The 23,006-nt window shown below is 71.4% G+C and carries 22 protein-coding genes; 14 read left to right on the plus strand and 8 right to left on the minus strand.

Translation table 11 applies throughout. From position 1 onward, the window contains the following. The first annotated feature begins 190 nt into the window (after positions 1-190). From ACWGDB_RS27545 to ACWGDB_RS27570, 6 genes are all read left to right on the plus strand, one after another. Entirely contained in the window at positions 191-1,426 is a 1,236-nt protein-coding gene (locus ACWGDB_RS27545; protein ID WP_453824873.1) for a prenyltransferase/squalene oxidase repeat-containing protein, read from the plus strand. Then, a complete protein-coding gene (locus ACWGDB_RS27550; protein ID WP_453824874.1) occupies positions 1,423-2,085 on the plus strand; it encodes an SCO2322 family protein in 663 nt (220 codons plus the stop codon). The genes ACWGDB_RS27545 and ACWGDB_RS27550 overlap by 4 nt, the downstream gene beginning before the upstream one ends. Further along, on the plus strand, positions 2,085-3,260 hold the full coding sequence (locus ACWGDB_RS27555; RefSeq protein WP_453824875.1) for an energy-coupling factor transporter transmembrane component T: 1,176 nt from the start codon (positions 2,085-2,087) through the stop codon (positions 3,258-3,260). Before ACWGDB_RS27550 ends, ACWGDB_RS27555 begins: the two co-directional genes overlap by 1 nt. Then, positions 3,257-4,966 (plus strand): ABC transporter ATP-binding protein, encoded by a 1,710-nt coding sequence (locus tag ACWGDB_RS27560; RefSeq protein ID WP_453824876.1) that lies wholly within the window; start codon positions 3,257-3,259, stop codon positions 4,964-4,966. The genes ACWGDB_RS27555 and ACWGDB_RS27560 overlap by 4 nt, the downstream gene beginning before the upstream one ends. Then, positions 4,963-5,802 carry an ECF transporter S component gene (locus ACWGDB_RS27565; protein WP_453824877.1) on the plus strand — a complete coding sequence of 280 codons (840 nt, stop codon included), beginning with the start codon at positions 4,963-4,965 and terminating at the stop codon, positions 5,800-5,802. The genes ACWGDB_RS27560 and ACWGDB_RS27565 overlap by 4 nt, the downstream gene beginning before the upstream one ends. A gap of 335 nt (positions 5,803-6,137) precedes the next feature. Beyond that, positions 6,138-6,554, plus strand: coding sequence for an aggregation-promoting factor C-terminal-like domain-containing protein (locus tag ACWGDB_RS27570; RefSeq protein WP_383595891.1), 417 nt, complete (start codon positions 6,138-6,140; stop codon positions 6,552-6,554). A 208-nt stretch (positions 6,555-6,762) separates the two neighbouring features. Here the strand turns inward: ACWGDB_RS27570 and ACWGDB_RS27575 are convergent, their stop codons facing one another. Beyond that, positions 6,763-7,998 carry a cytochrome P450 gene (locus ACWGDB_RS27575; protein WP_383595888.1) on the minus strand — a complete coding sequence of 412 codons (1,236 nt, stop codon included), beginning with the start codon at positions 7,996-7,998 and terminating at the stop codon, positions 6,763-6,765. 283 nt (positions 7,999-8,281) lie between these two features. On the opposite strand from ACWGDB_RS27575, the gene ACWGDB_RS27580 reads away from it, so the two are divergent. Next, entirely contained in the window at positions 8,282-9,451 is a 1,170-nt protein-coding gene (locus ACWGDB_RS27580) for a steroid 3-ketoacyl-CoA thiolase (RefSeq protein ID WP_453824878.1), read from the plus strand. On the opposite strand, the gene ACWGDB_RS27585 is transcribed toward ACWGDB_RS27580, so the two are convergent. Continuing rightward, a complete protein-coding gene (locus ACWGDB_RS27585; RefSeq protein WP_453824879.1) occupies positions 9,435-9,638 on the minus strand; it encodes a DUF397 domain-containing protein in 204 nt (67 codons plus the stop codon). The genes ACWGDB_RS27580 and ACWGDB_RS27585 overlap by 17 nt on opposite strands. Continuing rightward, a complete protein-coding gene (locus tag ACWGDB_RS27590) occupies positions 9,598-10,446 on the minus strand; it encodes a helix-turn-helix domain-containing protein (protein WP_453824880.1) in 849 nt (282 codons plus the stop codon). The genes ACWGDB_RS27585 and ACWGDB_RS27590 overlap by 41 nt, the downstream gene beginning before the upstream one ends. A 92-nt stretch (positions 10,447-10,538) precedes the next feature. On the opposite strand from ACWGDB_RS27590, the gene ACWGDB_RS27595 reads away from it, so the two are divergent. Further along, a complete protein-coding gene (locus ACWGDB_RS27595) occupies positions 10,539-10,970 on the plus strand; it encodes an ATP-binding protein (RefSeq protein WP_453824881.1) in 432 nt (143 codons plus the stop codon). Positions 10,971-11,021: 51 nt separating this feature from the next. Next, a complete protein-coding gene (locus tag ACWGDB_RS27600; RefSeq protein WP_453824882.1) occupies positions 11,022-12,671 on the plus strand; it encodes a hypothetical protein in 1,650 nt (549 codons plus the stop codon). Here the strand turns inward: ACWGDB_RS27600 and ACWGDB_RS27605 are convergent. Beyond that, complete coding sequence (locus ACWGDB_RS27605) at positions 12,625-14,679, minus strand: bifunctional glycosyltransferase 87/phosphatase PAP2 family protein (RefSeq protein ID WP_453824883.1); 2,055 nt, start codon at positions 14,677-14,679, stop codon at positions 12,625-12,627. The two genes, ACWGDB_RS27600 and ACWGDB_RS27605, sit on opposite strands and share 47 nt — an antisense overlap. 306 nt (positions 14,680-14,985) lie before the next feature. On the opposite strand from ACWGDB_RS27605, the gene ACWGDB_RS27610 reads away from it, so the two are divergent. Together ACWGDB_RS27610 and ACWGDB_RS27615 are read left to right on the plus strand one after the other, a co-directional pair. Beyond that, complete coding sequence (locus ACWGDB_RS27610) at positions 14,986-16,116, plus strand: DUF2330 domain-containing protein (RefSeq protein WP_453824884.1); 1,131 nt, start codon at positions 14,986-14,988, stop codon at positions 16,114-16,116. A gap of 75 nt (positions 16,117-16,191) precedes the next feature. Continuing rightward, positions 16,192-16,863, plus strand: coding sequence for an O-methyltransferase (locus tag ACWGDB_RS27615; RefSeq protein WP_369270745.1), 672 nt, complete (start codon positions 16,192-16,194; stop codon positions 16,861-16,863). A gap of 8 nt (positions 16,864-16,871) precedes the next feature. Here ACWGDB_RS27615 and ACWGDB_RS27620 read toward each other — a convergent pair whose 3' ends face one another. Continuing rightward, on the minus strand, positions 16,872-17,264 hold the full coding sequence (locus ACWGDB_RS27620; RefSeq protein ID WP_369270746.1) for an FHA domain-containing protein: 393 nt from the start codon (positions 17,262-17,264) through the stop codon (positions 16,872-16,874). A 97-nt stretch (positions 17,265-17,361) separates the two neighbouring features. Here ACWGDB_RS27620 and ACWGDB_RS27625 point away from each other — a divergent pair, with 97 nt between their 5' ends. Then, positions 17,362-17,796 carry a DnaJ family domain-containing protein gene (locus ACWGDB_RS27625; protein WP_453824885.1) on the plus strand — a complete coding sequence of 145 codons (435 nt, stop codon included), beginning with the start codon at positions 17,362-17,364 and terminating at the stop codon, positions 17,794-17,796. On the opposite strand, the gene ACWGDB_RS27630 is transcribed toward ACWGDB_RS27625, so the two are convergent. Together ACWGDB_RS27630 and ACWGDB_RS27635 are read right to left on the minus strand one after the other, a co-directional pair. Beyond that, entirely contained in the window at positions 17,785-18,228 is a 444-nt protein-coding gene (locus ACWGDB_RS27630; protein ID WP_453824886.1) for a hypothetical protein, read from the minus strand. The two genes, ACWGDB_RS27625 and ACWGDB_RS27630, sit on opposite strands and share 12 nt — an antisense overlap. A gap of 5 nt (positions 18,229-18,233) precedes the next feature. After that, positions 18,234-18,911, minus strand: a complete 678-nt coding sequence (locus tag ACWGDB_RS27635) for a hypothetical protein (RefSeq protein WP_453824887.1) — start codon at positions 18,909-18,911, stop codon at positions 18,234-18,236. A gap of 101 nt (positions 18,912-19,012) precedes the next feature. Between ACWGDB_RS27635 and ACWGDB_RS27640 the strand changes: the two genes are divergently transcribed. Continuing rightward, entirely contained in the window at positions 19,013-19,504 is a 492-nt protein-coding gene (locus tag ACWGDB_RS27640; protein WP_453824888.1) for a GNAT family N-acetyltransferase, read from the plus strand. A gap of 257 nt (positions 19,505-19,761) precedes the next feature. On the opposite strand, the gene ACWGDB_RS27645 is transcribed toward ACWGDB_RS27640, so the two are convergent. After that, positions 19,762-21,813 carry a DHA2 family efflux MFS transporter permease subunit gene (locus ACWGDB_RS27645; RefSeq protein ID WP_453824889.1) on the minus strand — a complete coding sequence of 684 codons (2,052 nt, stop codon included), beginning with the start codon at positions 21,811-21,813 and terminating at the stop codon, positions 19,762-19,764. Positions 21,814-22,115: 302 nt separating this feature from the next. On the opposite strand from ACWGDB_RS27645, the gene ACWGDB_RS27650 reads away from it, so the two are divergent. Continuing rightward, positions 22,116-22,991, plus strand: a complete 876-nt coding sequence (locus tag ACWGDB_RS27650) for a peptidoglycan-binding domain-containing protein (RefSeq protein WP_453824890.1) — start codon at positions 22,116-22,118, stop codon at positions 22,989-22,991. Positions 22,992-23,006 lie beyond the last annotated feature (15 nt).

A 23,006-nucleotide genomic window follows, 5' to 3' on the forward strand; every position in this document is an offset into this window, starting at 1 on the left:
CGGCGCTGACCCGCAACCGTGAACCGGTCGCCGAAGGCCGGTGAGCCGGACCGCCGTGTATGGGACAGTGACCGGCTCACGTGCACCGGCAGCCTGCCGGAGCGCGGCACCGTCGAGGTATACGGAGCCGAGCCGCCGGGGGTTTTCCCTGTGCTGCCCGGTTCCCCTTAGGGAAGGGCACCCGCCGATCATGTACGTCCGCCGCAGCGCCGCGGTCCTGGCCGCCGCCGTCGTGATCGGCGCGGCCGCGCCGGCCGTAGCCGCCGACTCGTCCCCCTCCGCCTCGCCGTCGAAGGCGTACCCCGCCGAGCTGTACGGCGACTCCGATCCCACGTACGACGGCGTCTGGCGCCAGTCCCTCGCGCTGCTCGCGCAGGACACGGTCGAGGTGCAGCCGGCTAAGGGTGCCGTCGACTGGCTGCTCGGACAGCAGTGCGCGAACGGGGCCTTCGCGCCCTACCGCGCCGACACGAGCGCGGACTGCGACGCCAAGACCCTGATCGACACCAACAACACGGCCGCCGCCGTCCAGGCACTGGCCGCGCTCGGCGGGCACGACGCCGTGGCCGACAAGGCGGTGTCCTGGCTGAAGTCGGTCCAGAACAAGGACGGCGGCTGGGGCTACACCGCGGGCGGGGCCACCGACGCCAACTCGACGTCGGTCGTGGTCGGCGCGCTGGCCGCCGCGGGCGAGAAGCCGGCGGAGGTCGTGAAGGGCGGGAAGTCCCCGTACGACGCCCTGCTCGAGCTCGCCCTGCCCTGCAAGGGCGCCGACGCGGGTGCCTTCGCGTTCCAGCCGGACAAGAAGGGCGACCTGGCCGCCAACGCGGACGCGACCGCGGCGGGCGTCACCGGCGCGCTCGGCAAGGGCTTCGTGGTGAGCCCCGGCAAGCAGTCGGACGCGTCCTGCAGCGACGCCGGCTCCGCGACCCCCGAGCGGGCCGCGGCCAACGGCGCCGCATACCTGACGAAGGCCCTCGCCAAGGACGGCCACCTGACGTCCGCCCTCCCCGGCGCCGAGGACCAGCCCGACTACGGCAACACGGCCGACGCGGTCGTCGCCCTCGCCGCACGGAGCGGGGCGAGCGCCGCGCAGAAGCCGTTGACCTGGCTGGAGCAGAACTCCGAGCAGTGGGCGGCGCAGAGCGGCCCGGCCGCCTACGCCCAGCTGATCTTCGCCGCCCACGCGACCGGCGCCGACCCGCGTGACTTCGGCGGCACGGACCTGGTCAAGCAGCTCAACGCGACCGGCCCGGCACCGCAGTCGGCGCCGAACGCGTCGGTGACGACGTCGGCGAAAGCCTCCGACAAGCAGGAGGACGACGACAAGGGCTTCGGTGTGTGGTGGTTCGTCGGTGTCTGCCTGGTCGCGGGCATCGGCATCGGCTTCCTGCTGAGCGGCCGCAACAAGGCCAAGCGATCGTGATCCGCCGCGCTCTCGCCCTCGTCCTGGCCGCGCTGGTCCTCGTGACCGGCGCGGCCCAGGCCGCCCAGGCGACCGGCTACCGCTACTGGTCCTTCTGGGACCGCGACGGCGACACGTGGACGTACGCCACCCAGGGCCCCTCCACCGCCCGCCCCTCCGACGGCGACGTCCAGGGCTTCCGCTTCGCGGTGAGCGAGGACTCGAAGGACGCCGCGAAGCCGAGAGGCGCGGCCGAGTTCGCGGTGATCTGCGCGCGCACGCCCGCACAGGACGGCAAGAAGCGGGTGGCTCTGGTCATCGACTTCGGTACGCCGGCCGACGCCCCGTCGGGCGAGACGCCCCCGGCCCGCCGCACCGCCTGCGCCCGCGTCGCCCCGGACGCGACCACGGCCGAGGCCCTGGCCACGGTGGCCAAGCCACTGCGCTACGGCACGGACGCGCTGTTGTGCGCGATCGGGGGCTACCCGGAGAAGGGGTGCGGGGAGCAGGTGGCGTCGAGCGACACGACGGCGTCCGAGAAGTCGCCTTCCGAAAAGGCGGCCTCCGAGAAGAAGGACGCCTCGGACGACGGTCCGTCGCTGGGCCTGGTGGCGGGGATCGTCGTGGTGGTGGTGCTGGGCGCGGCAGCGGCCTGGCAGGCACGGCGGCGGCGAGCCTGATGGCGAGCCGCCCCAGCCGGCCCGCGGGCACTCGTGCCGCCGGGGAGGTGCCCGTCCCGAAGAGGGGCGGCACCCCACCGGCGCCGGCAGGCGGCCCCGTCCCCCGGCCGCGTCCCCGGGCGCAGCTCCACCCCGGCGCCTGGTGGCTCTGGGCCCTCTCCCTGGGCACCGCGGCCACCCGCACCACCAACCCCCTCCTGCTCACCCTCCTCATCGCCACGTCCGCGTACGTGGTGGCGACCTGCCGCCCGAACACCCCCTGGGCCCGCTCCTACTCGGCCTTCGTCAAGCTCGCCCTGGCCGTCCTCGTCATCCGCCTCTTCTTCGCCGTGGCCCTCGGCTCCCCCATCCCCGGCACCCACGTGATCGTCACCCTCCCCGAAGTCCCCCTCCCCGACTGGGCCCAGGGCATCCGCCTGGGCGGCACGGTCACCGCCGAGGCGCTCGTCTTCGCCCTGTACGACGGCCTCAAACTGGCCACGCTCCTGATCTGCGTGGGCGCTGCGAACGCCCTCGCCAACCCCACCCGCCTGCTGAAGTCCCTCCCGGGCGCCCTGTACGAGATGGGCGTGGCGGTGGTCGTCGCCCTCACCTTCGCCCCCAACCTGATCGCCGACGTCCAGCGCCTGCGCGCCGCCCGGCGCCTGCGCGGCCGGCCCGACCACGGCATCCGCGGCCTCCTGCACGTCGGACTCCCGGTCCTGGAGGGCGCGTTGGAGCGTTCGGTCGCCCTCGCCGCAGCGATGGACGCCCGCGGATACGGCCGTACCGCGCAGGTCCCCGACCCGGTCCGCCGCACCACCACCGCGCTCACCCTCGGCGGCCTGCTGGGCGTCTGCGCGGGAACGTACGGCCTGCTGACCGCCCAGGGCGCCGGCTACGGTCTGCCCGTCCTCCTCACCGGTCTGGCCGCCGCGCTGGCCGGCCTGTGGCTCGGGGGCCGCCGCACCCCTCGTACCCGCTACCGCCCCGACCGCTGGGACGCCCGCGCCTGGCTGGTCACCGGCTCCGGCGTCGCGGTGGCCGCACTGCTCACCCTCGCCGCGTCCCGCGACCCCGAGGCGCTGCACCCCGGTGTGGTCCCCCTGGTCGCGCCGGCCCTCCCCCTGTGGCCTGCGGCGGCCGTACTGCTGGGCCTGCTGCCCGCCTTCGTGATCCCCAAGGAGCCGTCGTGATCCGCTTCGAGGATGTATCGGTGACCTACGACGGCACCGCTGGGCCCACCGTGCGGGGCGTCGACTTCGAGGTGCCGGAGGGCGAGCTCGTCCTCCTGGTCGGGCCGTCGGGTGTGGGCAAGTCCACCGTCCTCGGCGCGGTCAGCGGCCTGGTCCCGCACTTCACCGGCGGCACCCTGCGCGGCCGCGTCACGGTGGCCGGCCGCGACACCCGTACCCACAAGCCGCGCGAACTCGCCGACGTGGTGGGCACGGTGGGGCAGGACCCCCTGTCCCACTTCGTGAGCGACACGGTCGAGGACGAACTCGCCTACGGCATGGAGTCGTTGGGCCTCGCCCCGGACGTGATGCGCCGCCGCGTGGAGGAGACCCTCGACCTGCTCGGCCTCACCGACCTCCGGGCCCGCCCCATCGCCACCCTCTCCGGCGGCCAGCAGCAGCGCGTCGCGATCGGCTCCGTCCTCACCCCGCACCCCAAGGTCCTCGTCCTCGACGAGCCGACCTCGGCCCTCGACCCGGCCGCCGCGGAGGAGGTCCTCGCGGTCCTCCAACGCCTGGTCCACGACCTCGGCACCACGATCCTCATGGCCGAACACCGCCTGGAACGCGTCATCCAGTACGCCGACCAGGTCGCCCTGCTCCCCTCACCCGGAGCGCCCCCCGTCCTGGGCACCCCGGCGGAGGTCATGGCCGTATCCCCGGTGTACCCCCCGGTCGTGGCCCTGGGCCGCCTGGCGGACTGGTCCCCGCTGCCACTGACGGTCCGAGATGCTCGTAGGCAGGCAGCGGACCTACGGGAACGGCTTGAGGGACGGGACTACAACCCCCTCAAGGGGCGCGGGGAACTGCGCGACCAGCCACAACCGACCAGCACCCGCAACGAATCCGCAACCTCCACCCCCGTAGGCGCCCGTTGGTTCCGCCGCAAACGCACCGAACCCACCCCACCCTCCCCCCACACGGCCGAAGTACAAGCCCTCTCCGTAACCCGCGACCGCATCCAGGCCCTACGCCACGTGGACCTCACCGTCACCCCAGGCGAAACCATCGCCCTAATGGGCCGCAACGGCGCCGGAAAGTCCACGCTCCTCAACACCCTGGTCGGCCTGGTCGAACCCTCGTCCGGCACAGTCCAAGCAGGCGGAGCCACCCCGCACCGCACCCCGCCCCGCGACCTCGTACGCAAAGTTGGCCTCGTCCCCCAGGAACCCCGCGACCTGCTCTACGCCGACACCGTCGCGGCGGAGTGCGCGTCGGCCGACGCCGACGCCGGCGCGGCCCCCGGCACCTGCCGCGCCCTCGTCTCCGAGCTCCTCCCGGACATCCCGGACGACATCCACCCCCGCGACCTGTCCGAGGGCCAGCGCCTCACCCTCGCCCTGGCCGTGGTCCTGACCGCCAAGCCGCCCCTTCTCCTCCTCGACGAACCGACCCGCGGCCTGGACTACGCGGCGAAGGCCCGGCTGCTCGGCATCCTGCGCGGGCTGGCCGCCGAGGGGCACGCCATCATCCTGGCCACCCACGACGTGGAGCTGGCCGCCGAACTGGCACACCGGGTGATCCTTCTCGCCGACGGTGAGGTGATCGCGGACGGCCCGGCGGCGGACGTGGTGGTCGCCTCCCCCTCGTTCGCCCCGCAGGTGGCCAAGATCCTGGCCCCGCAGAAGTGGCTCACCGTCGCCGAGGTACGGGAGGCCCTGGCATGACGGGCCGCTCCGATCACCCCACGCCCCAGGCCCGAGCCGTCCGCCTGGGCCCGCGCTCCATCGCCGCCCTGGCCCTCGTCAGCGCGGTCGGTGTCGCGGCGTTCGGCTGGCCGTTCCTCACACCGCCCACCTCCCAGCTCAGCGCCCACGCCCAGGACGCGCCCTGGCTCTTCGCGGCTCTCCTGGTCCTCCTCGTCGCGGTGGTCGCCGCCACGATCTCCGAGTCCGGGCTCGGCCCGAAGGCGGTCGCGATGCTCGGCGTACTGGCGGCGACGGGGGCGGCGCTGCGGCCGATCGGGGCGGGTACGGCCGGCCTCGAGCCGATGTTCTTCCTGATGGTGCTCAGCGGGCGGGTCCTGGGCCCGGGCTTCGGATTCGTGCTGGGCGGGGTGACGATGTTCGCGTCGGCGCTGCTGACGGGCGGGGTGGGCCCCTGGATGCCGTTCCAGATGCTGGCGATGGGCTGGTTCACGATGGGCGCGGGCCTGCTGCCGGGCCAGGACCGCCTGCGCGGGCGGGCGGAGCTGCTGATGCTGGCCGTCTACGGCTTCCTCGGGGCCTTCGTCTACGGCACGATCATGAACCTCGCCGGTTGGCCCTTCATGGGCGCGCTGGCCTCGAACGTGGCCTTCGACCCCGAGGCGGCCGTCCCCGCGAACCTGGCCCGCTTCGTGGCGTACTGCCTGGCGACCTCCCTCGGCTGGGACCTCGGCCGGGCCCTCGTCACCGTCGTCCTGACCGTCACTCTCGGCCCGGTGATCCTGCGGGCGCTTCGCCGGGCCACGCGCCGGGCGGCTTTCGAGGCCCCGGTCACATTCGACGCTCCCACAGGGTGAAGGGCCACACGCGGTCCGTGATCCGCACGGTGAACCAGCCCACATGACTCACCTCACCTACGATCCACCCTAGTCGGACAAATCGGACGCCATGCGCACGCCAAAGCAGTCTTTGACCTGCGCATTGAGAGCCACGCCACACGAGCACCCCTCCCCCCGCATACGACCACAACTAGCAAACCGGCTCATTGCGGACATCTTCCCGGCCTGTTTCTCTGGACCACGTCGCACGGCGCCGACGTGCCCTCAGGGCCTCGGCGCCGACGTACGCCCCCGCCTCGCATCGCGTGGTTCCGGCTTGCCTGCGGCCCCCTGTCCCCGAAGAAAGGCTCTCCGTGTCCGCGATTTCCACCTTCCGCCGCATCTCCGCCCCGAAGAAGGCTCTCGCCGGTGCCGCCCTGGCCGCCACGGCCGCCGGCACCCTGTTCGCCGCCGCGCCCGCCCAGGCCGCGTCGACCGAGGCCGGCTCGGCGCAGAAGGTCGCGAAGAAGATGATCTCGGACTCGGCCCAGTACCAGTGCTTCTCCAAGATCGTCGATCACGAGAGCGACTGGAACGTGAACGCCACCAACTCCTCCAGCGGCGCCTACGGCCTCGTCCAGGCCCTCCCGGGCAACAAGATGGCCTCGGCCGGCTCGGACTGGAAGACCAACGCGGCCACCCAGATCGAGTGGGGCCTGGACTACATGAAGGACCGCTACGGCAGCGCCTGTGGCGCCTGGAACTTCTGGCAGTCGAACGGCTGGTACTGAGCCGACCCCGCCAGACCCTGAACCGAAGGCGGCGGCCCCCGATCCCCGGGGCCGTCGCCTTCGCCATGCGTACCAACGACCTCGTGCGCCGACGGAGCCGTCTCGGGGGAGGCAGGAACGGGCGTAGGGACAAGGGGTGCTCCTGCCTCCCTCGGGACGGGCCGACGGCGCCGGGATGCCGTCGGCCCGAGTGTGGCGCCGTGCGTCGTCAGCCGGCGGTCACCTGGAGTTCCTTGACGCCGTTGATCCAGGCGGAGCGCAGGCGGCGCGGGTCGCCGACCAGTCGCAGGCCGGGCATGGCGTCGGCCACGGCGTTGAAGATGAGGTCGATCTCCAGGACCGCGAGGGACTTGCCGAGGCAGTAGTGGGGACCGCCCCCGCCGAAGCCCAGGTGAGGATTGGGGTCACGGGTGATGTCGAAGGTGTCCGGGTGGTCGAAGACCTCGGGGTCGTGGTTCGCCGAGGCATAGAAGATTCCTACCCGGTCCCCCTTGTTTATGCGCTTCCCGCCCAACTCCGTGTCCTGAGTGGCGGTCCGCTGGAAGGAGACGACGGGCGTCGCCCAGCGGACGATCTCCTCGGCCGCCGTCGCCGGACGCTCCCTCTTGTACAGCTCCCACTGCTCGGGGTGGGTGAGGAAGGCGTGCATCCCGTGCGTGATGGCGTTACGGGTGGTCTCGTTGCCGGCCACCGACAGCATCAGCACGAAGAACCCGAACTCGTCGGAGCGCAGGTTGCCCTCGTCCTCCGCCGCCACCAGCGTGGTGACGAGGTCCTTCGCCGGGCACTCCTTGCGGTCGGCGGCCATGTTCATCGCGTACGAGATGAGTTCGGTGGCCGACTCCTGCCCGACCTCCTCGGTGATGGCGTACTCGGGGTCGTCGTACGCGATCATCTTGTTGGACCAGTCGAAGATCTTGGCCCGGTCGTCCTGCGGGACGCCGATGAGCTCGGCGATGGCCTGCAGGGGCAGTTCGCAGGCGACCTCGGTGACGAAGTCGAAGGGGCCGGAGTGCTGCCGGGCGTTGGCGGCGATCGACAGCGCCCGCGCGTGCAGGCGCTCCTCCAGGGCCCGGATGGCCCGTGGGGTGAAGACGCGCTGCACGATCTGGCGGACCCGGGTGTGCTCGGGCGGGTCCATGTTCAGCAGGATCAGTCGCTGCGCGTCGATGGCGTCGCGCTCGATGTGCTCGTTGAAGCGGATGATCGCGGTGTTGAGGGAGGACGAGAACAACTCCGGGTGCGTGGACACGTACTTGACGTCGGCGTGCCGGGTCACCGCCCAGTAGCCCTCGTCCTGGAACCCGGCCACGTTGCCCGACTGCGGGATCCAGCGGACCGGTTCGGCCCGGCGCAGCTCGGCGAACTCCGGGAGGGGTACGCGGTGGTGCAGCACATCGGGGTCGGTGAAGTCGAACCCGTCGGGAAGCGCTGGACAAGGCATCGGCAACTCCAGCCATCTAGCCATCTGACGGACCATCAGACCAAGGATTGCCGAGAAGGTAGTAACGGGTTCTACAAGTGGCAAGAGGCGCGGCACCCCGAATTGCGTGCGGGATTCGTGCAGATCTCCGCAGATCAAGACTTCAGACGCTGCACGACTCTTGCGGCAGTCGACGCGCTGTCAGCAGACTGCGAGTGGAACTAGTACGTGTTCTAGTTCCGCGTGGCGGGGCCGGCCGGGACGCCCCCGCGCCGCGCGGGTAACCGAGGAGAGGACACTCCCCATGGCCGCGGAACCCGTGATCGTCGAAGCAGTACGCACCCCCGTCGGCAAGCGCGGCGGCGCGCTCGCCAACCTCCACCCCGCCTATCTCCTGGGCGAGACGTACCGCGAACTCCTGGGCCGCACCGGCATCCCCGCCGACGCGGTCGAGCAGATCGTCGGCGGCACGGTGACCCACGCCGGCGAACAGTCCATGAACCCCGCGCGTACGGCCTGGCTGACCATGGGCCTGCCGTACGAGACGGCCGCGACGACGGTCGACTGCCAGTGCGGGTCCTCGCAGCAGGCGTCGCACATGACGGCCAACATGATCGCGGCCGGCGTCATCGACGTCGGCATCAGCTGCGGCGTCGAGGCGATGTCCCGGGTGCCGCTGGGGTCCGGCTCCAAGCACGGGCCCGGCAAGCCCTTCCCCGACGAGTGGAACGTGGACCTCCCCAACCAGTTCGAGGCGGCGGAGCGGATCGCCCGCCATCGGGGGCTGACCCGCGAGAACGTCGACGCCCTGGGGCTGGTCTCGCAGGAACGGGCCGCCGCCGCCTGGGCCGAGGAGCGGTTCAAGCGGGAGACGTTCGCCGTCCAGGTCCCGACGACCGAGGACGAGCAGCGTGCCGGGCAGGGCATGTGGCGGCTCGTCGACAGGGACGAGGGGCTGCGCGACACGTCCATGGAGGCCCTGGCGAGGCTCAAGCCCGTCATGCCGACGGCCGTACATACGGCGGGCAACTCGTCCCAGATCAGCGACGGCGCGGCGGCGATCATGTGGGCGTCGAAGCGGATGGCGCGTGCGCTGAAGCTCAAGCCGAGGGCGCGGATCGTCGCCCAGGCGCTGGTGGGCGCCGACCCGCACTTCCACCTCGACGGACCGATCGACGCGACGAACGCCGTGCTGGGCAAGGCCGGGATGTCCCTGAAGGACATCGACCTCGTCGAGATCAACGAGGCGTTCGCGTCGGTGGTGTTGAGCTGGGCCCAGGTCTTCGAGCAGGACCTGGAGAAAGTGAACGTGAACGGCGGCGCGATCGCCCTCGGACACCCGGTGGGGGCGACGGGGGCCCGCCTCATCACGACCGCCCTGCATGAACTGGAGCGGGCGGACAAGGAGTTCGCGCTCGTGACGATGTGCGCGGGCGGGGGGCTCGCCACCGGCACGATCATTCAGCGCCTGTAGCCCAACCCAGGAACGCGTTGAATGCGGCGGGGTCGAGGGTGACGATCGGCCCCGCCGGGTTCTTGGAGTCGCGGATGGCGATGGTGGTGTGCGGGGTTGCGGCTATCTCGACGCACTGGCCGCCTTGATCGCTGCTGTACGACGACCTACGCCACGGGGTCCCCGCCGGAATCACGTTGCTCGCCATAGCGCTCCTCCATTACACGCCGGATCAACTCCGCCGAGTCCTTGAGGGAGAGGGCGGCAGCCTGGAGATGATCGTATCGGAGCGAGCAGTCCCTGACGGTGTCCGGATTTGCGGTCGGATGCCCGCTGCCGTAGCTCTCCGTGTAGACGATGGTCGGATCGCTCGCAAACCGGTAGAGGTCAAACGAGCCTGTCAGCCCCGCATGCGCGCCCGCCGCGAACGGCAACACCTGGATGTTGATGCGGGGATTGTTCTCGAAGGACAACAGATGGGCGAGTTGCTCGCGCATGACCTCCCGGCCGCCGATCTCCTGGAACAACGCTGCCTCACTGAGAATCGCCCAGAAGACCGGTGGGTCGCCCTTCTCAAGGATGCGCTGCCGCGCCAACCGCACCTCGGTCCGGTCGTCGAGATCCGTCTCGTCCAGCACACCGAACACAGCCCGCGCGTATGCCCTGGTCTGGAGGAGACCCAGCACCATGTGGTCCTGGAAGGAGCAGATCTCGATCGCCCGCGCCTCCAACTCCGCCACCTGCTGAAACCAGGCCGGAAGTTGACTACGCATCACCAGCTCGTGCAACCGCGACAGCGCCCCGCCCGTCCCCAACGCCACATCCACCCGCTCGCTGAACGGCAACGTCGGCAGCTTCCGGGCCGTCTCGATCTGGCCGACCAGCGACCCCGTGCAGTACACGATGTCCCCGAGCTGCTTCTGGGTCAGCCCGGCGGTCTCGCGGTAGCGGCGCAGTTCGAAGCCGTAGTAGTCGAGTGGCGAGGCGCCCGGGTCGAGGGTGTTGATGTGGGTCACGCAGCGGCCCCTCTCACGCAACTCGGCCCACTTCGGGACCTGTTGTATCTGTTCGGTAGCCCAGAGTAGTTGCGCCAGGTCACGCTCGTACCGTGAACGGATACATTCCCCCCACCTCCCTGGTCCCCTTCCGTGCGCAATACCGGCTGCGCCTCACCGTCGGCGCACACTCCGCCCGGCACATCCGCACCATCGCCCGCTCGCTGCTCGCCGAATGGGCGATGCCCGCACTGACCGACGCCGTGGAGCTGGGCGTGACCGAGCTGGTCGCCAATGTCGTACGGCATGTTCCGGACCGCCGGTGCGAGGTGCTGATCCTGCGGCAGCCGGGCGGGGTGCGGGTCGAGGTGACGGACGGCTTCGCTCAACTGCCCGCCCATGCCGTGCGGTCGGGGCCGGACGACGAGGGCGGCCGGGGGCTCGTGCTGCTGGACGCGGTGGCCGGCAAGTGGGGTGTGGATCCTGTGGCGGGCGGCGGCAAGGCGGTGTGGTTCGAGTGCCGGGCTGAAGCGGAGGGAGCATAGCCACTTCACCGGCCAGTGAACGTTCCCACCCCATTCCACGTCTTCGATCACGTGGCCCAAGCCGACCTCACCAGCACCCGCACCCGCCCGAGCGCCCCGCAGCAGGCACCCCCTGCCCGGAAGCGGCTGCTGGACACGATCTGGGCCCGCCACCGAATACCCCTCCTGGCCACGCTCCCCACCGTCCCCCTCTACGCGATCTGGGCCCTGTTCCTCGCCACCGGCGGCGGTGACCTGGCCGCGCAGAACGCGTGGACCGGCTTCGCCACCCAGCACGGCGGCTCGGCCTACAACCTGTTCTGGTACGGCGGCACGCACACCGCCAACTACAGCCTGATCTCGCCGTATCTGATGGCCGCGCTCGGCGTCCGCACGGTCACGGTCGTGTCCGGGCTGGCGGCCACCTGGCTCGCGGCGGTCCTCATCACGCGTGCCAAGGGCGTCCCGCGCCCCCTCGGCCCGGCCCTGCTCGCGGCCTTCGCCCTGTGGTGCAACGTGGCCTCCGGCCGCACCACGTTCGCCCTGGGTGTGGCCTTCGGACTCGCCGCGTGTCTGCTGCTGACCCGTGAGAAGCGGCTCGTCCTCGCCGCCGCGTACGCCGCCCTCGCGACGATGGCGAGCCCGGTGGCGGGGCTGTTCCTCGTCGTCGTGGGCGCCGCGTTCCTCCTCACCCGCGACTGGGCCCGCGCCCTCGCTCTCCTCCTCCCGCCCGCCGTCACCGTCGGCGTGACGACCGTCCTCTTCCCCTTCAAGGGCGAGCAGTTGATGTTCGCCGACCGCATATGGCCGCCCTTCTTCCTGGGCCTGGCCGTCACGTTCCTCGCCCCGCGCTCCTGGCGCGTCGCCCGCTGGAGCGGTGCCGTCTACGCCGCCGGGGCGGTCCTGACGTATCTCATCCCCTCCCCCATCGGCACGAACGTCGAGCGCTTCGCCGAGCTGTTCGCGCCCGCGGCCCTCCTCGCCGTGCTGGTGGCCCAGCCCCGGCTCGCGAAGGTCCGCCGGAACCTGCTGATCACCGCGCTCGTCTTCTCGGTCTGCTGGGTGACCAAGAAGACCGGCGACGACCTCTACGTCTCCACCACCGTGCCCGCCTGGGCCGCCGAGACCCACGGAGTGGTCCGCGCCCTGGACCACCTCGGCGCCGACCGCACCCGCGTCGAGGTCGTCCCGGCCCGCAACCACCGCGAGGCCAGCGGGCTCGCCCCGCATGTGAACATGGCCCGCGGTTGGAACCGCCAGCTGGACATGGAGCGGGCCCGGCTCTTCTACGACGGGTCGTTCTCCGCGGCGACCTACCGGGAGTGGCTGGACCGCTGGGCCGTCGGATACGTCGTCCTGCCGCTGGGCAAACCCGACGGGTACGCCAAGGTCGAGGCCCGGCTCATACGCGAGGACCGGCCCGAGTGGCTGGAGCCCGTGTGGCAGGACGAGCACTGGCGGATCTTCCGGGTGCGGGACGCCGTGCCCCTCGTCTCCGATCCCGCGAGCGTCGTGTCGACGTCCAGCGCCGACCTCGTCGTCCGGATGTCCCGTGCCGGGTCGGCGACCGTACGGGTCGTCTACTCCCCCTGGCTGCACGCCGACGGCAGCGGCTGCCTCACCCGGCAGGGCGAGTTCACCCGCCTCACCGTCACCGCCCCCGGCACGTACCGGATCAGCTCGGAGTACGGGCCTTCGCCGGAGCCGGGGAGTCACTGCTGACCTTCTCGGCCTGTGCCGTGACCGTCCGCGCGCGTGGCCCCTGGAACAGGTACGTCATCCCGAAGCCCGCGCCCACGACGGCGGCGCCGCCGACCGCGTCCAGCACCCAGTGGTTGCCGGTGACGACGATCGCGGTGAGCGTGAACAGGGGGTGGAGGAGACCCAGGGCCTTCATCCACCACCTGGGGGCGAGGATGAGGATCACCAGACCGCACCACAGGGACCAGCCGAAGTGCAGGGACGGCATCGCCGCGTACTGGTTGGTGAGTTCGGTGAGGGTGCCGTAGTCGGGCCTGGAGAAGTCCTGCGGGCCGTGGACCGTGTCGATGAAGCCCAGGCCCGGCATCAGGCGCGGGGGCGCCAGCGGGTAGAGCCAGAAGCCGATCAGGGCGAAGACGGTGGCGAAGCCGATGGCCGTGCGGGCCCAGCGGTAGTCGACGGGGCGGCGCCAGTACAGGACGGCGAGGATGGCGAGCGGGACGCCGAAGTGGAACGACTCGTAGTAGAAGTCGAAGAAGTCGCGGACCCAGTCGACCTGCACGACGGCGTGGTTGGCCCAGCGCTCGATGTCGATGTGCAGGGCGCGTTCGATCGAGTAGATCTCCTCGCCGTGTTCCTCGGCGGTGACCCGGCCGGCCGAGTTGGAGCCGCCCGCGGCCGCCAGCCGGATCTGGGCGTAGGCGTAGTACGTGACGCGGATGAGGAGCAGCTCGAAGAGCAGGTTCGGGCGGGTGAGCACGCGGCGCAGGAACCGCACCAGCGGGATGTGCCGGAAGCGGGACGGCACCGGTGTCGCGTACCGGGTGGGGATCGGCGTCTGCCAGTACTGCGACGTGCGGGACAGGAAGGGCACGACGGCGGCCGTGGCGAGCGCCGCCAGGAGGACGAGGTCGGCACGCAGGGGGTGGAGGATCACCTTGTCCGGCACCATCATCCGCGCCGGCAGCGTCATGATCAGGATGACGGCGACCGGCCACACGTACCGGTCGGAGGCCCGTCTGCCGACCTGGCCGACCACCGCGAGCAGCACCCACAGCAGCTGGTGCTGCCAGGCGGTGGGGGACACGACGATCGCCGCGCATCCGGTGATGGCCACCGCCAGCAGCAGCTGCCCGTCGTGGGCGTAGCGAACGGCCCGGCGCAGCGCGAGGACGGCGACGGCGGCGCCGAGGACCAGGAAGAGGGCGATCTCCAGCGGGCCGGTCAGCCCCAGCCGGAGCAGGGCGCCGTGCAGGGACTGGTTGCCGAGGTCGTCGGCCCGGCCGCCGAGCCCGACGCCGACCATGTGGTGCACCCAGTAGGTGTACGAGTCGCGCGGCATCGCCGCCCACGCGAGCGCCGTGCACGCGGCGAACGTGGCCCCCGTGGAGAGCGCGGCCCGGCGCCGGCCGGTGAACCACAGCAGCGGGGTGAACAGCAGCAGGGTCGGCTGCAGCGCGGCCGCGACGCCGATGAGCACGCCGCTGGTGCGTTCGCCGCGGACGGCGAAGCAGCCGAGCAGCACGAGCAGGACCGGCATGATGCTGATCTGGCCGAGGTAGAGGGTGTTGCGCACCGGCAGCGACAGCATCAGCAGGCTGATGGCGACGGGCGCGGCGAGCAGCGAGGTCCGGCGGCTCACCGGCTGCGGCAGCGCACGGGCGGCGACCAGACCGAGGGCGACGACGAGCAGGAGGGTGCCGAACGTCCAGCCCCAGCCGAGGGCCTGCTCGGCGGCCCGGGTCAGCGGCTTGAGGACGAGCCCGCCGAACGGCGTACCGGTGAACTGCGTCGAGTCGTACAGCGAACCCTTCACATGCAGGACGCCGTTGGGTCCGACCCAGGTCTCCAGATCCGTCAGCCGGTCCCCGCGCGGCGTACCGAGGACGACGGCCACCTGGCGCAGGGCGAGCACCGCGACGACCAGCCACAGGCCGAGCCGCGCCACGCGCACACGTGCCTGGACCGTGCCGACGGCCGTGGCTCCGAGTGCCTCCGCCGGTCGCCCACCGTGATCCGCCTTCGCCACGCCTCGTCGGCCTCCCGCCCCGGTCGTCACACACGTCCCACGCGTCAGGATCCTTACGAACCCTATGCGGCTCGCACCCCCGCAGGGAGAGACGCAGGCAACCCCGACTTCACCTGACGTCGGCTCTCCTTTTGTCCGGAGACGATAGTCGGGGGGCGGTTCGCCCGCCTCCGGTGGGTCACCCCCCGCGGGGCGGAATCGATCACATCACCGGGCACCGGCCACGGAACCGTGCCGTCCGCCGTACCGTCTGAACCGCCGGCGTCACGGTGGTGGAGGGGCTTGCGGGGATGGAGGGGCTGCGCGATGGCGGACTTACTGCGGGCGGGTACCCGAAGGCGGGCTCTGACCGTCGTCCTGGCGTTGCTCGCCCTCCAGCTCGGGCAGCTCGCGGCACCCGCCTGGGCGTGCGGCTGCGGGGCGATGGTGCCCGGCGACGCGGCGCGCGTGACGGTGGGGCGTGAGGAGTCCGTCGTGCGGTGGGACGGGGCGCGCCAGCAGGTCGTGATGCGGCTGACCGTCGGCGGGGACGCCGAGCGGGTCGCGTGGATCATGCCGGTGCCGCGCCGGGCCACGGTCCGCCTCGGCGACCCCGCCCTCTTCGACGAGCTGCACGACATCACGGCCCCCGTGCACCGCACCCGGTACCACTTCTGGCCCCAGGACGGCGACTGGCCGCTGGTGAGCGGCGACGGCACCGCCGGCGCCCCGCCGCCCCCGCCCGCCGCCGGCGCTCCGGTGGGCGTCGTCGGCCGGCAGCGGCTCGGCCCCTTCGAGGTGGCCCGGCTGACGGCCACCGACCCCGGCGCGCTGGACGCCTGGCTGGACAGCAACGGCTTCGCGCTGCCGCCCCGCCTGACGGGAGCCCTGCGCCCGTACGTCGACCAACGCTGGGAGTACGTGGCCGTCAAGCTCACCCCGCAGACCACCGGCACCCCCCTCACCGGTGCCCTCGACCCCCTGCACCTCACCTTCCGCACCGCCGAACCGGTCTACCCGATGCGCCTGTCACGCCTCGCGGACACACCCCAGTCCCTGGGCCTGTACGTCCTTGCCGCGCACCGCATGGAACCGGCGTCCCCGATCGGCGGGGAACGCCCCCGCGTCACCTACGCAGGCCGGGTCACGGCGCGGACGGGACCGCTCGCCGAACTGGCGGCCGGCACACCGTTCCTCACCGCGATCGGCCAGGAGTTCCCGTATCCCGAACGCATCGTGGGCGACCACGAGCTGCGCCGCGCGCCGGCCGACGACACCTTCCAGCAGGTGATCCACGAGGACCGGCTGCGCAAGGTGGCCGGCATCCCGGCGTGGCTGCTGACGGTGACGGGCGGGCTCGCCCTGACGGTGGCGACGGCGGCCGCGTTCGCCGTACGGCGCAGCCGGCGGCCGGAGCTGCCGACACCCCCGGCCCAGCCTCCCGCGCCCGCCGCCTGAATCGACCATCCTGGTATCACCGACGGCGAAGACGGGTAGTTAGCGCATCTAACTAGCCATAGGAAAGGCAAGGCGATGAGCGAGTCGCAGCTCTGGGACGACGTCGACGAGTACTTCTCCGCCCACCTCTCACCGGATGACGAAACGCTCCAGGCCGCCCTGCGGGAGAGCGAGGCGGCCGAGCTCCCGCCGATCGCCGTCAGCCGGTCCCAGGGCAAGTTCCTCCAGCTCCTGGCCCAGATCCAGGGCGCCCGCAACATCCTGGAGATCGGCACGCTCGCCGGCTACAGCACCATCTGGCTGGCCCGCGCCCTGCCCGCCGACGGCCGCCTGATCTCGCTGGAGTACAACCCCAGGCACGCCGAGGTCGCCACCCGCAACATCGCGCGGGCCGGCCTGGACAAGCTCGTCGAGGTCCGGGTCGGCCCGGCCCTGGAGTCGCTGCCCAAGCTGGCCGACGAGAACCCGGCCCCCTTCGACCTGGTCTTCATCGACGCCGACAAGGCCAACAATCCGCACTACGTCGAGTGGGCGCTCAGGCTCACCAGCACGGGCAGCCTGATCGTCGTCGACAACGTGGTGCGCGGCGGCGGGGTCGTCGACGCCGACAGCACGGCCCCGGACATCCAGGGCACCCGGACCGCCATCGAACTGATCGGCAGCCACCCGAGGTTGAGCGGCACGGCGATCCAGACCGTGGGCAGCAAGGGCTACGACGGCTTCGCGCTGGCGCGTGTCCTCGCCTGAGGCATTGCTCAAGCCTCGTGATAGAAGCCCACGTTGACGCTGCGCGGCTCGGTGCGGTCGTGGATGATGATCTCGCCGCTGCCGCCCCTGGGCAGCGGCACGGTCCCGCCGTAGCCGATCGGCTGCGCGTACTGCCCGACGGTCAGCCGCACCTCGGAGGACGGGTCGGGCTGCGAGCCGCGCAGCCAGGTCACCTGCCAGCTGCCGTCGGGCCCGCACAGGAACTCCAGATGCACCCGCGAAACGAACAACCACTCGTCCGGCGTCACCAGCCGGCACACCGACTTGTCGCGGCCCACCCGCAGCACGGCGCCCGGCTCGCTGGGCGCGTCGGCCATGAGCATGCCGGCCGTGGCACCCTCGTCCGCCGCGGACACGGCGGCCATGGTGAGTTCGAGCACGAGCGCCCCTCCTGAAACATCCTTGAACAGCGGCCGTTTGGCCACCGCGCCCGCATGATAAATCGCCCGGCACTGCCGCGTCCGGCACAATGAACTCATGACCGAGCGAAAGCCCCCCGGCGTCCCGTTCGAGTCCTGGGTCGACAAGCAGATCCACGACGCGCAGTCCCGCGGTGACTTCGACCGGCTGCCCGGCACCGGAAAGCCGCTGCCGAACGACCTGGAAGCGCCGTACGACGAACTGTGGTGGATCAAACGCAAGATGGCCCGCGAGGGCCTGTCGGTCCTGCCCCCGGCCCTGGCCCTGCGCAAAGAGGCGGAGGACGCCCTGATCGCGGCGTACGCGGCTCCCTCGGAGCGGACCGTCCGGAAGATCATCACGGACGTCAACGTCAAGATCCGCGACATGCTGCTGAAGCCGCCGCCCGGCCCTCCCCTGGGCCGTAAGCCGTACGACGTCGACGAGGTCGTACGGCAGTGGCGGGAGAGACGCCGGGCGGCGGGCGAGTCGGGTGTTGCGTCAGATGCGTAGGAGCCGTTCCGCCAGCTCGCGATAGTCACGCAGCGCCAGCCGCAGCTGCTCGGTGTCGGTGCTGGACGCCCCGGCCTTGCCCTCGGCCGGATCGTTCGCCTGCCAGGCCCCGCGCAGAGTACGGCGGCGCTGCGTCACCGCCTCGGTGAAGCGGGCGGCGAGCTCCTCCAGGACACGGTCGGCCTCCTCCACGGCGCCCCGGGGGGCGTCGACGAATCCGGAGACCGCGTGCTGCAGCTTGAGCTCGAACTTGTCGGACTCCTCGTGCGGGAAGAGCCGCCCGCCCGCACGCCCTCCCTTCACGGGAGCCGCCGCACGCGCCTCACTGCCACGTCGCTCGCTCCCACCGGTGGGCGCGACCGGGGGCGCGCTCTTCGCGAGGTCGTGGTCCGTCACCTTGCCGGCACCCATGCCGGTCGTGGCGTCCGTCATGTCGCTCAACTCCCCTTCGCGTGACGGGTGAACGTCCACGGCAGATGCCCGCGGTGGCCGTTGCTGCGGGCGGGTGCCTGCCCGTCGGCGTCCCTGCGGGACTCGTGGGAAGCCCGGCGCCCGACCGGCCCGGCCAGGTCCTCGAACAGTGCCCGGGCCTCGATCATGGCCTCGCGCATCTCCTCCGTACCCGCACCCCCGCCTTCCCGTTCGCCACCCGCGCGCGCGTGGGCGACGTGGTGTACGTGCCGGTAGCCCTGCACATGGTCCGCGTGGTGCACGGCCAGGGCGGAGATCTGCTCCTCGTACTGCGCGCCGTCCGGGAACCCGCGTGCCTGCGCCAGCTCCGCGAGCAGCCGGTCCGCCTCGTGGACGGCCTCCCTGGGCGACTCGACGAAGTGCTCCTGGGCAGCCGCCCAGCGCGCCTCGAACCGCTCGACCTCGGTCGGCTCCAACGGCCGCTCCCGCAGCCCGCCGTGCCGCTCCACCAACTGAGCCAGCTCACGCTCGGCAGCCTTGACGTCTCCGTCGTGCCGGGTCACGGCCCGCTCGTATTCAGGCCCGAAGCGCCGCTTCAGACCCCGACCGCCCTGCGCATCCCGATTACGCAGGGCCAGGACGGCCACGCCGAGCACGACGAGGACCGCCACCATCACGATCAGAATGATCACACCTGTGGACATGTGTGCCGGGTTGCCCTCAGAGCGCTCCTCAAACGACCGCCGATCCGCCCACCCACAAACTCGCTTGCGAACCCACCGTCCCCCTCCCCCACAATGCGCCCATGACCTGGACCGTAGCGCCGGAACCCCCGAACTCCCCCACAGCCAAGGCCCTCTGGCGGGCGTACTACACCGAGGTCAGTGACCGCTACTACCTACTCCACAAGGGCCACCGCACCGACCCGTCCGAACTGGCCCGCGAACTCTCCCGCCCTCCGACCACCGAACTCAGCCTCCCCAAAGGCCAGTTGCTGGTGGCCCGCTACGAGGGCGAGCCGGCCGGATCGGCCGGCATCAGACTCCTGGCCGACAACACGGCCGAACTGACCCGGGTCTACGTACACCCGAAGATGCGAGGCAAGGGCGGCGGCAAACTCCTGGTCCTCTCAGCCGAGGCCATGGCCCGCACCCTCGACGCCACCCGCATCATCCTCGACACCCGCCACGACCTGGCAGAGGCCCGAGCCCTGTACGCAGCCCTGGGCTACGAGGAAACACCCCCGCACAACGACGACATCTACGCCGAGCACTGGTTCACGAAGCCTCTCGCCTAGCCCCTGCCGCACTCCCGCACCCCCCCGCAGCGCGGCACCCGCGTACGGCGGCAAGGGGCCGTGCCGGGAGGTGTCCGCCCGCAGCGGCGGGCGTCAAGGAACGGCCCCTCTTGAGGTAGGGCAACCGCCCGACCGAGGACGGACACCCCCCGGCACGGCCCCGACCCACAACGAACCCGCAGGCGCTACGCACACCCCCACTCACCCGAAGCGGGCCGCCGCAGGCACCCCCGCCCAACCGCCGGAGGCCCCGGCGCTCAAGAATCCCGCGGCTGCTCCCGATCAGACCCACACAACTCCGCATTCAGCTCCTTCACCAACTGCACCAGATCAGTAGGCCGATCCGGCCCCCACCAGTCCCCCAACAACTCGGCCAACGACCGCTCCCGAACGAGCGCCAACCGCTCGGCAACCTCCCGCCCCCGACGAGTCAGCACCAGATCGAGCCCCTCCCGAACGGCCAGCCCCCGCCCCTCCACCTCCCGAGCCGCGTCGAGGATCACGGGCAGCGGCACAGAACTCCGCTCGGCGAGCACCCCCGGCTCCACCCACCCGTACCTCTTGATCCGCAGCAACAGCCAACTGGCCGCGGGCAACAGGTCGTACCCCGCCCGCTCGGTGATGTCCCGGTACACCTCACGCCGCCCCTCCCGGGTACCGAGCACCGACAACGCGCGGCACACCTCGTCGTAGGACGACCGCTGGACGGGATTGCTGGCCAGCGTCTCGGTGACATCGGGCGCGGTCACGGACCCCCGCAGCTTGTCCTCCCGCAGGAACCAGGCGAGCACGAACCCCACCAGAGCGACCGGCGCCGCGTACAGGAACACGTCGGTGATCGAGGACGCGTAGGCGTCCAACGCGGCCGGCCGCAACGCCGCAGGCAGTTCCCCGATGTCCCGCGGATCCGCCTCCAGCCCCTCCAGTGAGACCCCGGCAGGAAGCGAAACCCCCCGAAACGCCTCGACCAGCTTGTCGTCGAGCCGGCCGGCGAAGATCGTCCCGAAGATGGCCACACCGAACGACGCCCCGATGGACCGGAAGAACGTCGCCCCGGAGGTGGCCACGCCGAGATCCTCGTACGACACGGCGTTCTGCACGATCAGCACCAGCACCTGCATGACCAGGCCGAGCCCCAGCCCGAAGACGAAGAAGTAGACGCTCATCTCCCAGGTGGAGCTGTCCATGTCCAACTGGTGGAGCAGCAGCAGCCCCAGCGTGGTGACCCCCGTCCCCGCGATCGGGAACACCTTCCAGCGTCCGGTACGGCTGACGATCTGCCCGGACCCGGTCGACGCCAGCAGCATGCCGGCCACCATCGGCAGCATGTGCACCCCGGACGTGGTCGGGCTGACCCCCTGCACGACCTGGAGGAACGTCGGCAGGTAGGTCATCGCGCCGAACATGGCGAACCCGACGATGAAGCTGATGACCGCGGAGAGCGAGAACGTCCGCACGCGGAACAGCTTCAGCGGCAGCACAGGCTCGGCCGCCTGCCGCTCGACGGCGACGAACGCCACGGCGAGCACCACCCCGAGCACCGCCAGCCCGACGATCTGAACCGACCCCCACGCCCATGTGGTCCCCCCGAGGGAGGCCACCAGCACGAGACAGGTGGCGACGGAGGCGATGAGGAAGGTTCCCAGATAGTCGATGACATGCCGCGTCGACTTACGCGGGATGCGCAGCACGACAGCGATGACGGCGAGGGCGACGACCCCGATGGGGAGGTTGATGTAGAACACCCACCGCCAGCTCAGATGCTCCGTGAACACCCCGCCGAGCAACGGCCCGAGCACACTCGTCGCCCCGAACACGCCCCCGAACAGCCCCTGATACCGCCCACGCTCGCGCGGCGGGACGATGTCGCCGACGATCGCCATGGACAGCACCATGAGCCCGCCGCCCCCGACGCCCTGAAGCGCGCGGAAGGCGATGAGCTGAACCATGTCCTGCGCCATGCCGCACAGCGCGGAGCCGACGAGGAAGATCACGATCGCGATCTGGAAGAGCCGCTTGCGCCCGTACTGGTCGCCGAGCTTGCCCCACAGCGGAGTCGCGGCCGTGGACGCCAGCAGATAGGCGGTCACGACCCAGGACAGGTGCTCCAGGCCGCCGAGGTCGCTGACGATGGTGGGCAGGGCGGTCGACACGATGGTCTGATCGAGTGCGGCGAGCAGCATGCCGAGGAGCAGCGCGCCGATGGAGACGAGGACGTTGCCGGGCACGTTCTCGTGCGCGTCGGCTCGCCGTTGCGGGTCCTGCGCGTCACGCACATGTCCCGTCATACCGTGCGCGTCCTCGGCCATGAAGACCTCCCGAGCGTCTCGTTACACCTCCCATGCACCTCCCATCGTGATCGGTTTGATCAGTTATGGCCTGTTGAGTCCCTTTGGAAGCGGTCCTTCCGGGGGCTTGAGGAGACGACGTGAGGAACGTCTGCATAATCTGGGGAGTTCGCGAGGAGAGGGACGAACACGTGACTGAGCCGACGGGCGCGAAGGGTCCGGACAGCCAGGATGGCCCGATAGGCCGGAACGGTCACAGTTGCCCGGAGTGCGGTGCGCCGAGAGGGACCGACAACACCCCCTCCTGCGGCTGCGGCCCGCGCGTGTCCGAGGCCCTGCGAGACGCCCGTACGGCGGAGGCGGCCGCGGCGGAGGACTTCGATCCGCTGCGGATACGGCCATACGTGGAGCTGGAGGGTACCGGCGAGGCGGGCGGCGAGACGATGCCGCTGCGGGCGGTGCCGACAGCGCCGCCCACTCCCTTGGCACCCCCGGTCACGACACCGAGCGCGCAGGACCTGAGCCTGTTCGAGCCGGACGGGGTGTCCGACAGCTCCGATCCGGCCGGCACTCCCGAGGTAGCGGCCGCCCGTCACCGTCGCACCCGTACGGTCCTGCTCGGGGCGGGCGGAGCGCTCGTGGCCGTGTTCGCGGCGGCGGGCCTGGCGAGCGGTCTGTTCACGTACGAGGCACCGGTACGGGAGACGGCACTGCCGGACGACGTACGGGCGAGCGTGCCGGTGCCTTCGACCAGCGAGGCCCGGGAGACGCCGTCGCCCACGGAGCCGTCGACGCAGTCGGCAGCACCGCCGACGTCGTCGTCGCCCTCGGAGAGCGCGTCCGCTTCGGCGTCGCCGTCGACGTCGAGCACGACGTCCCCGTCTCCGTCAGCGACCTCGCAGCCGACGAACACCCCGTCCACCACCGAGGCCGCCGGCCCCGAGGAGGACTCCCCCGCCGCGCGGGAACCCGCGCCCGTGACCCTCCAGCGCGGCGACCGGGGCCCCGAGGTCACGGAACTCGAGCTCCGCCTGACCCAACTCGGCCTCTACACACGGGAGGCCAGGGGCAACTTCAACGAGGGCGTCGAGGACGCGGTCATCCGCTACCAGTGGGCCCGGGGCGTCCAGCCGGACGAGTACGGGGTGTACGACTTGGCCACGCGGGAGCGGCTGGAGTCGGAGACGTCCGAACCGTGACGCGGTGCCGGCGGG

This window comes from Streptomyces sp. NPDC055013, from assembly GCF_053608645.1.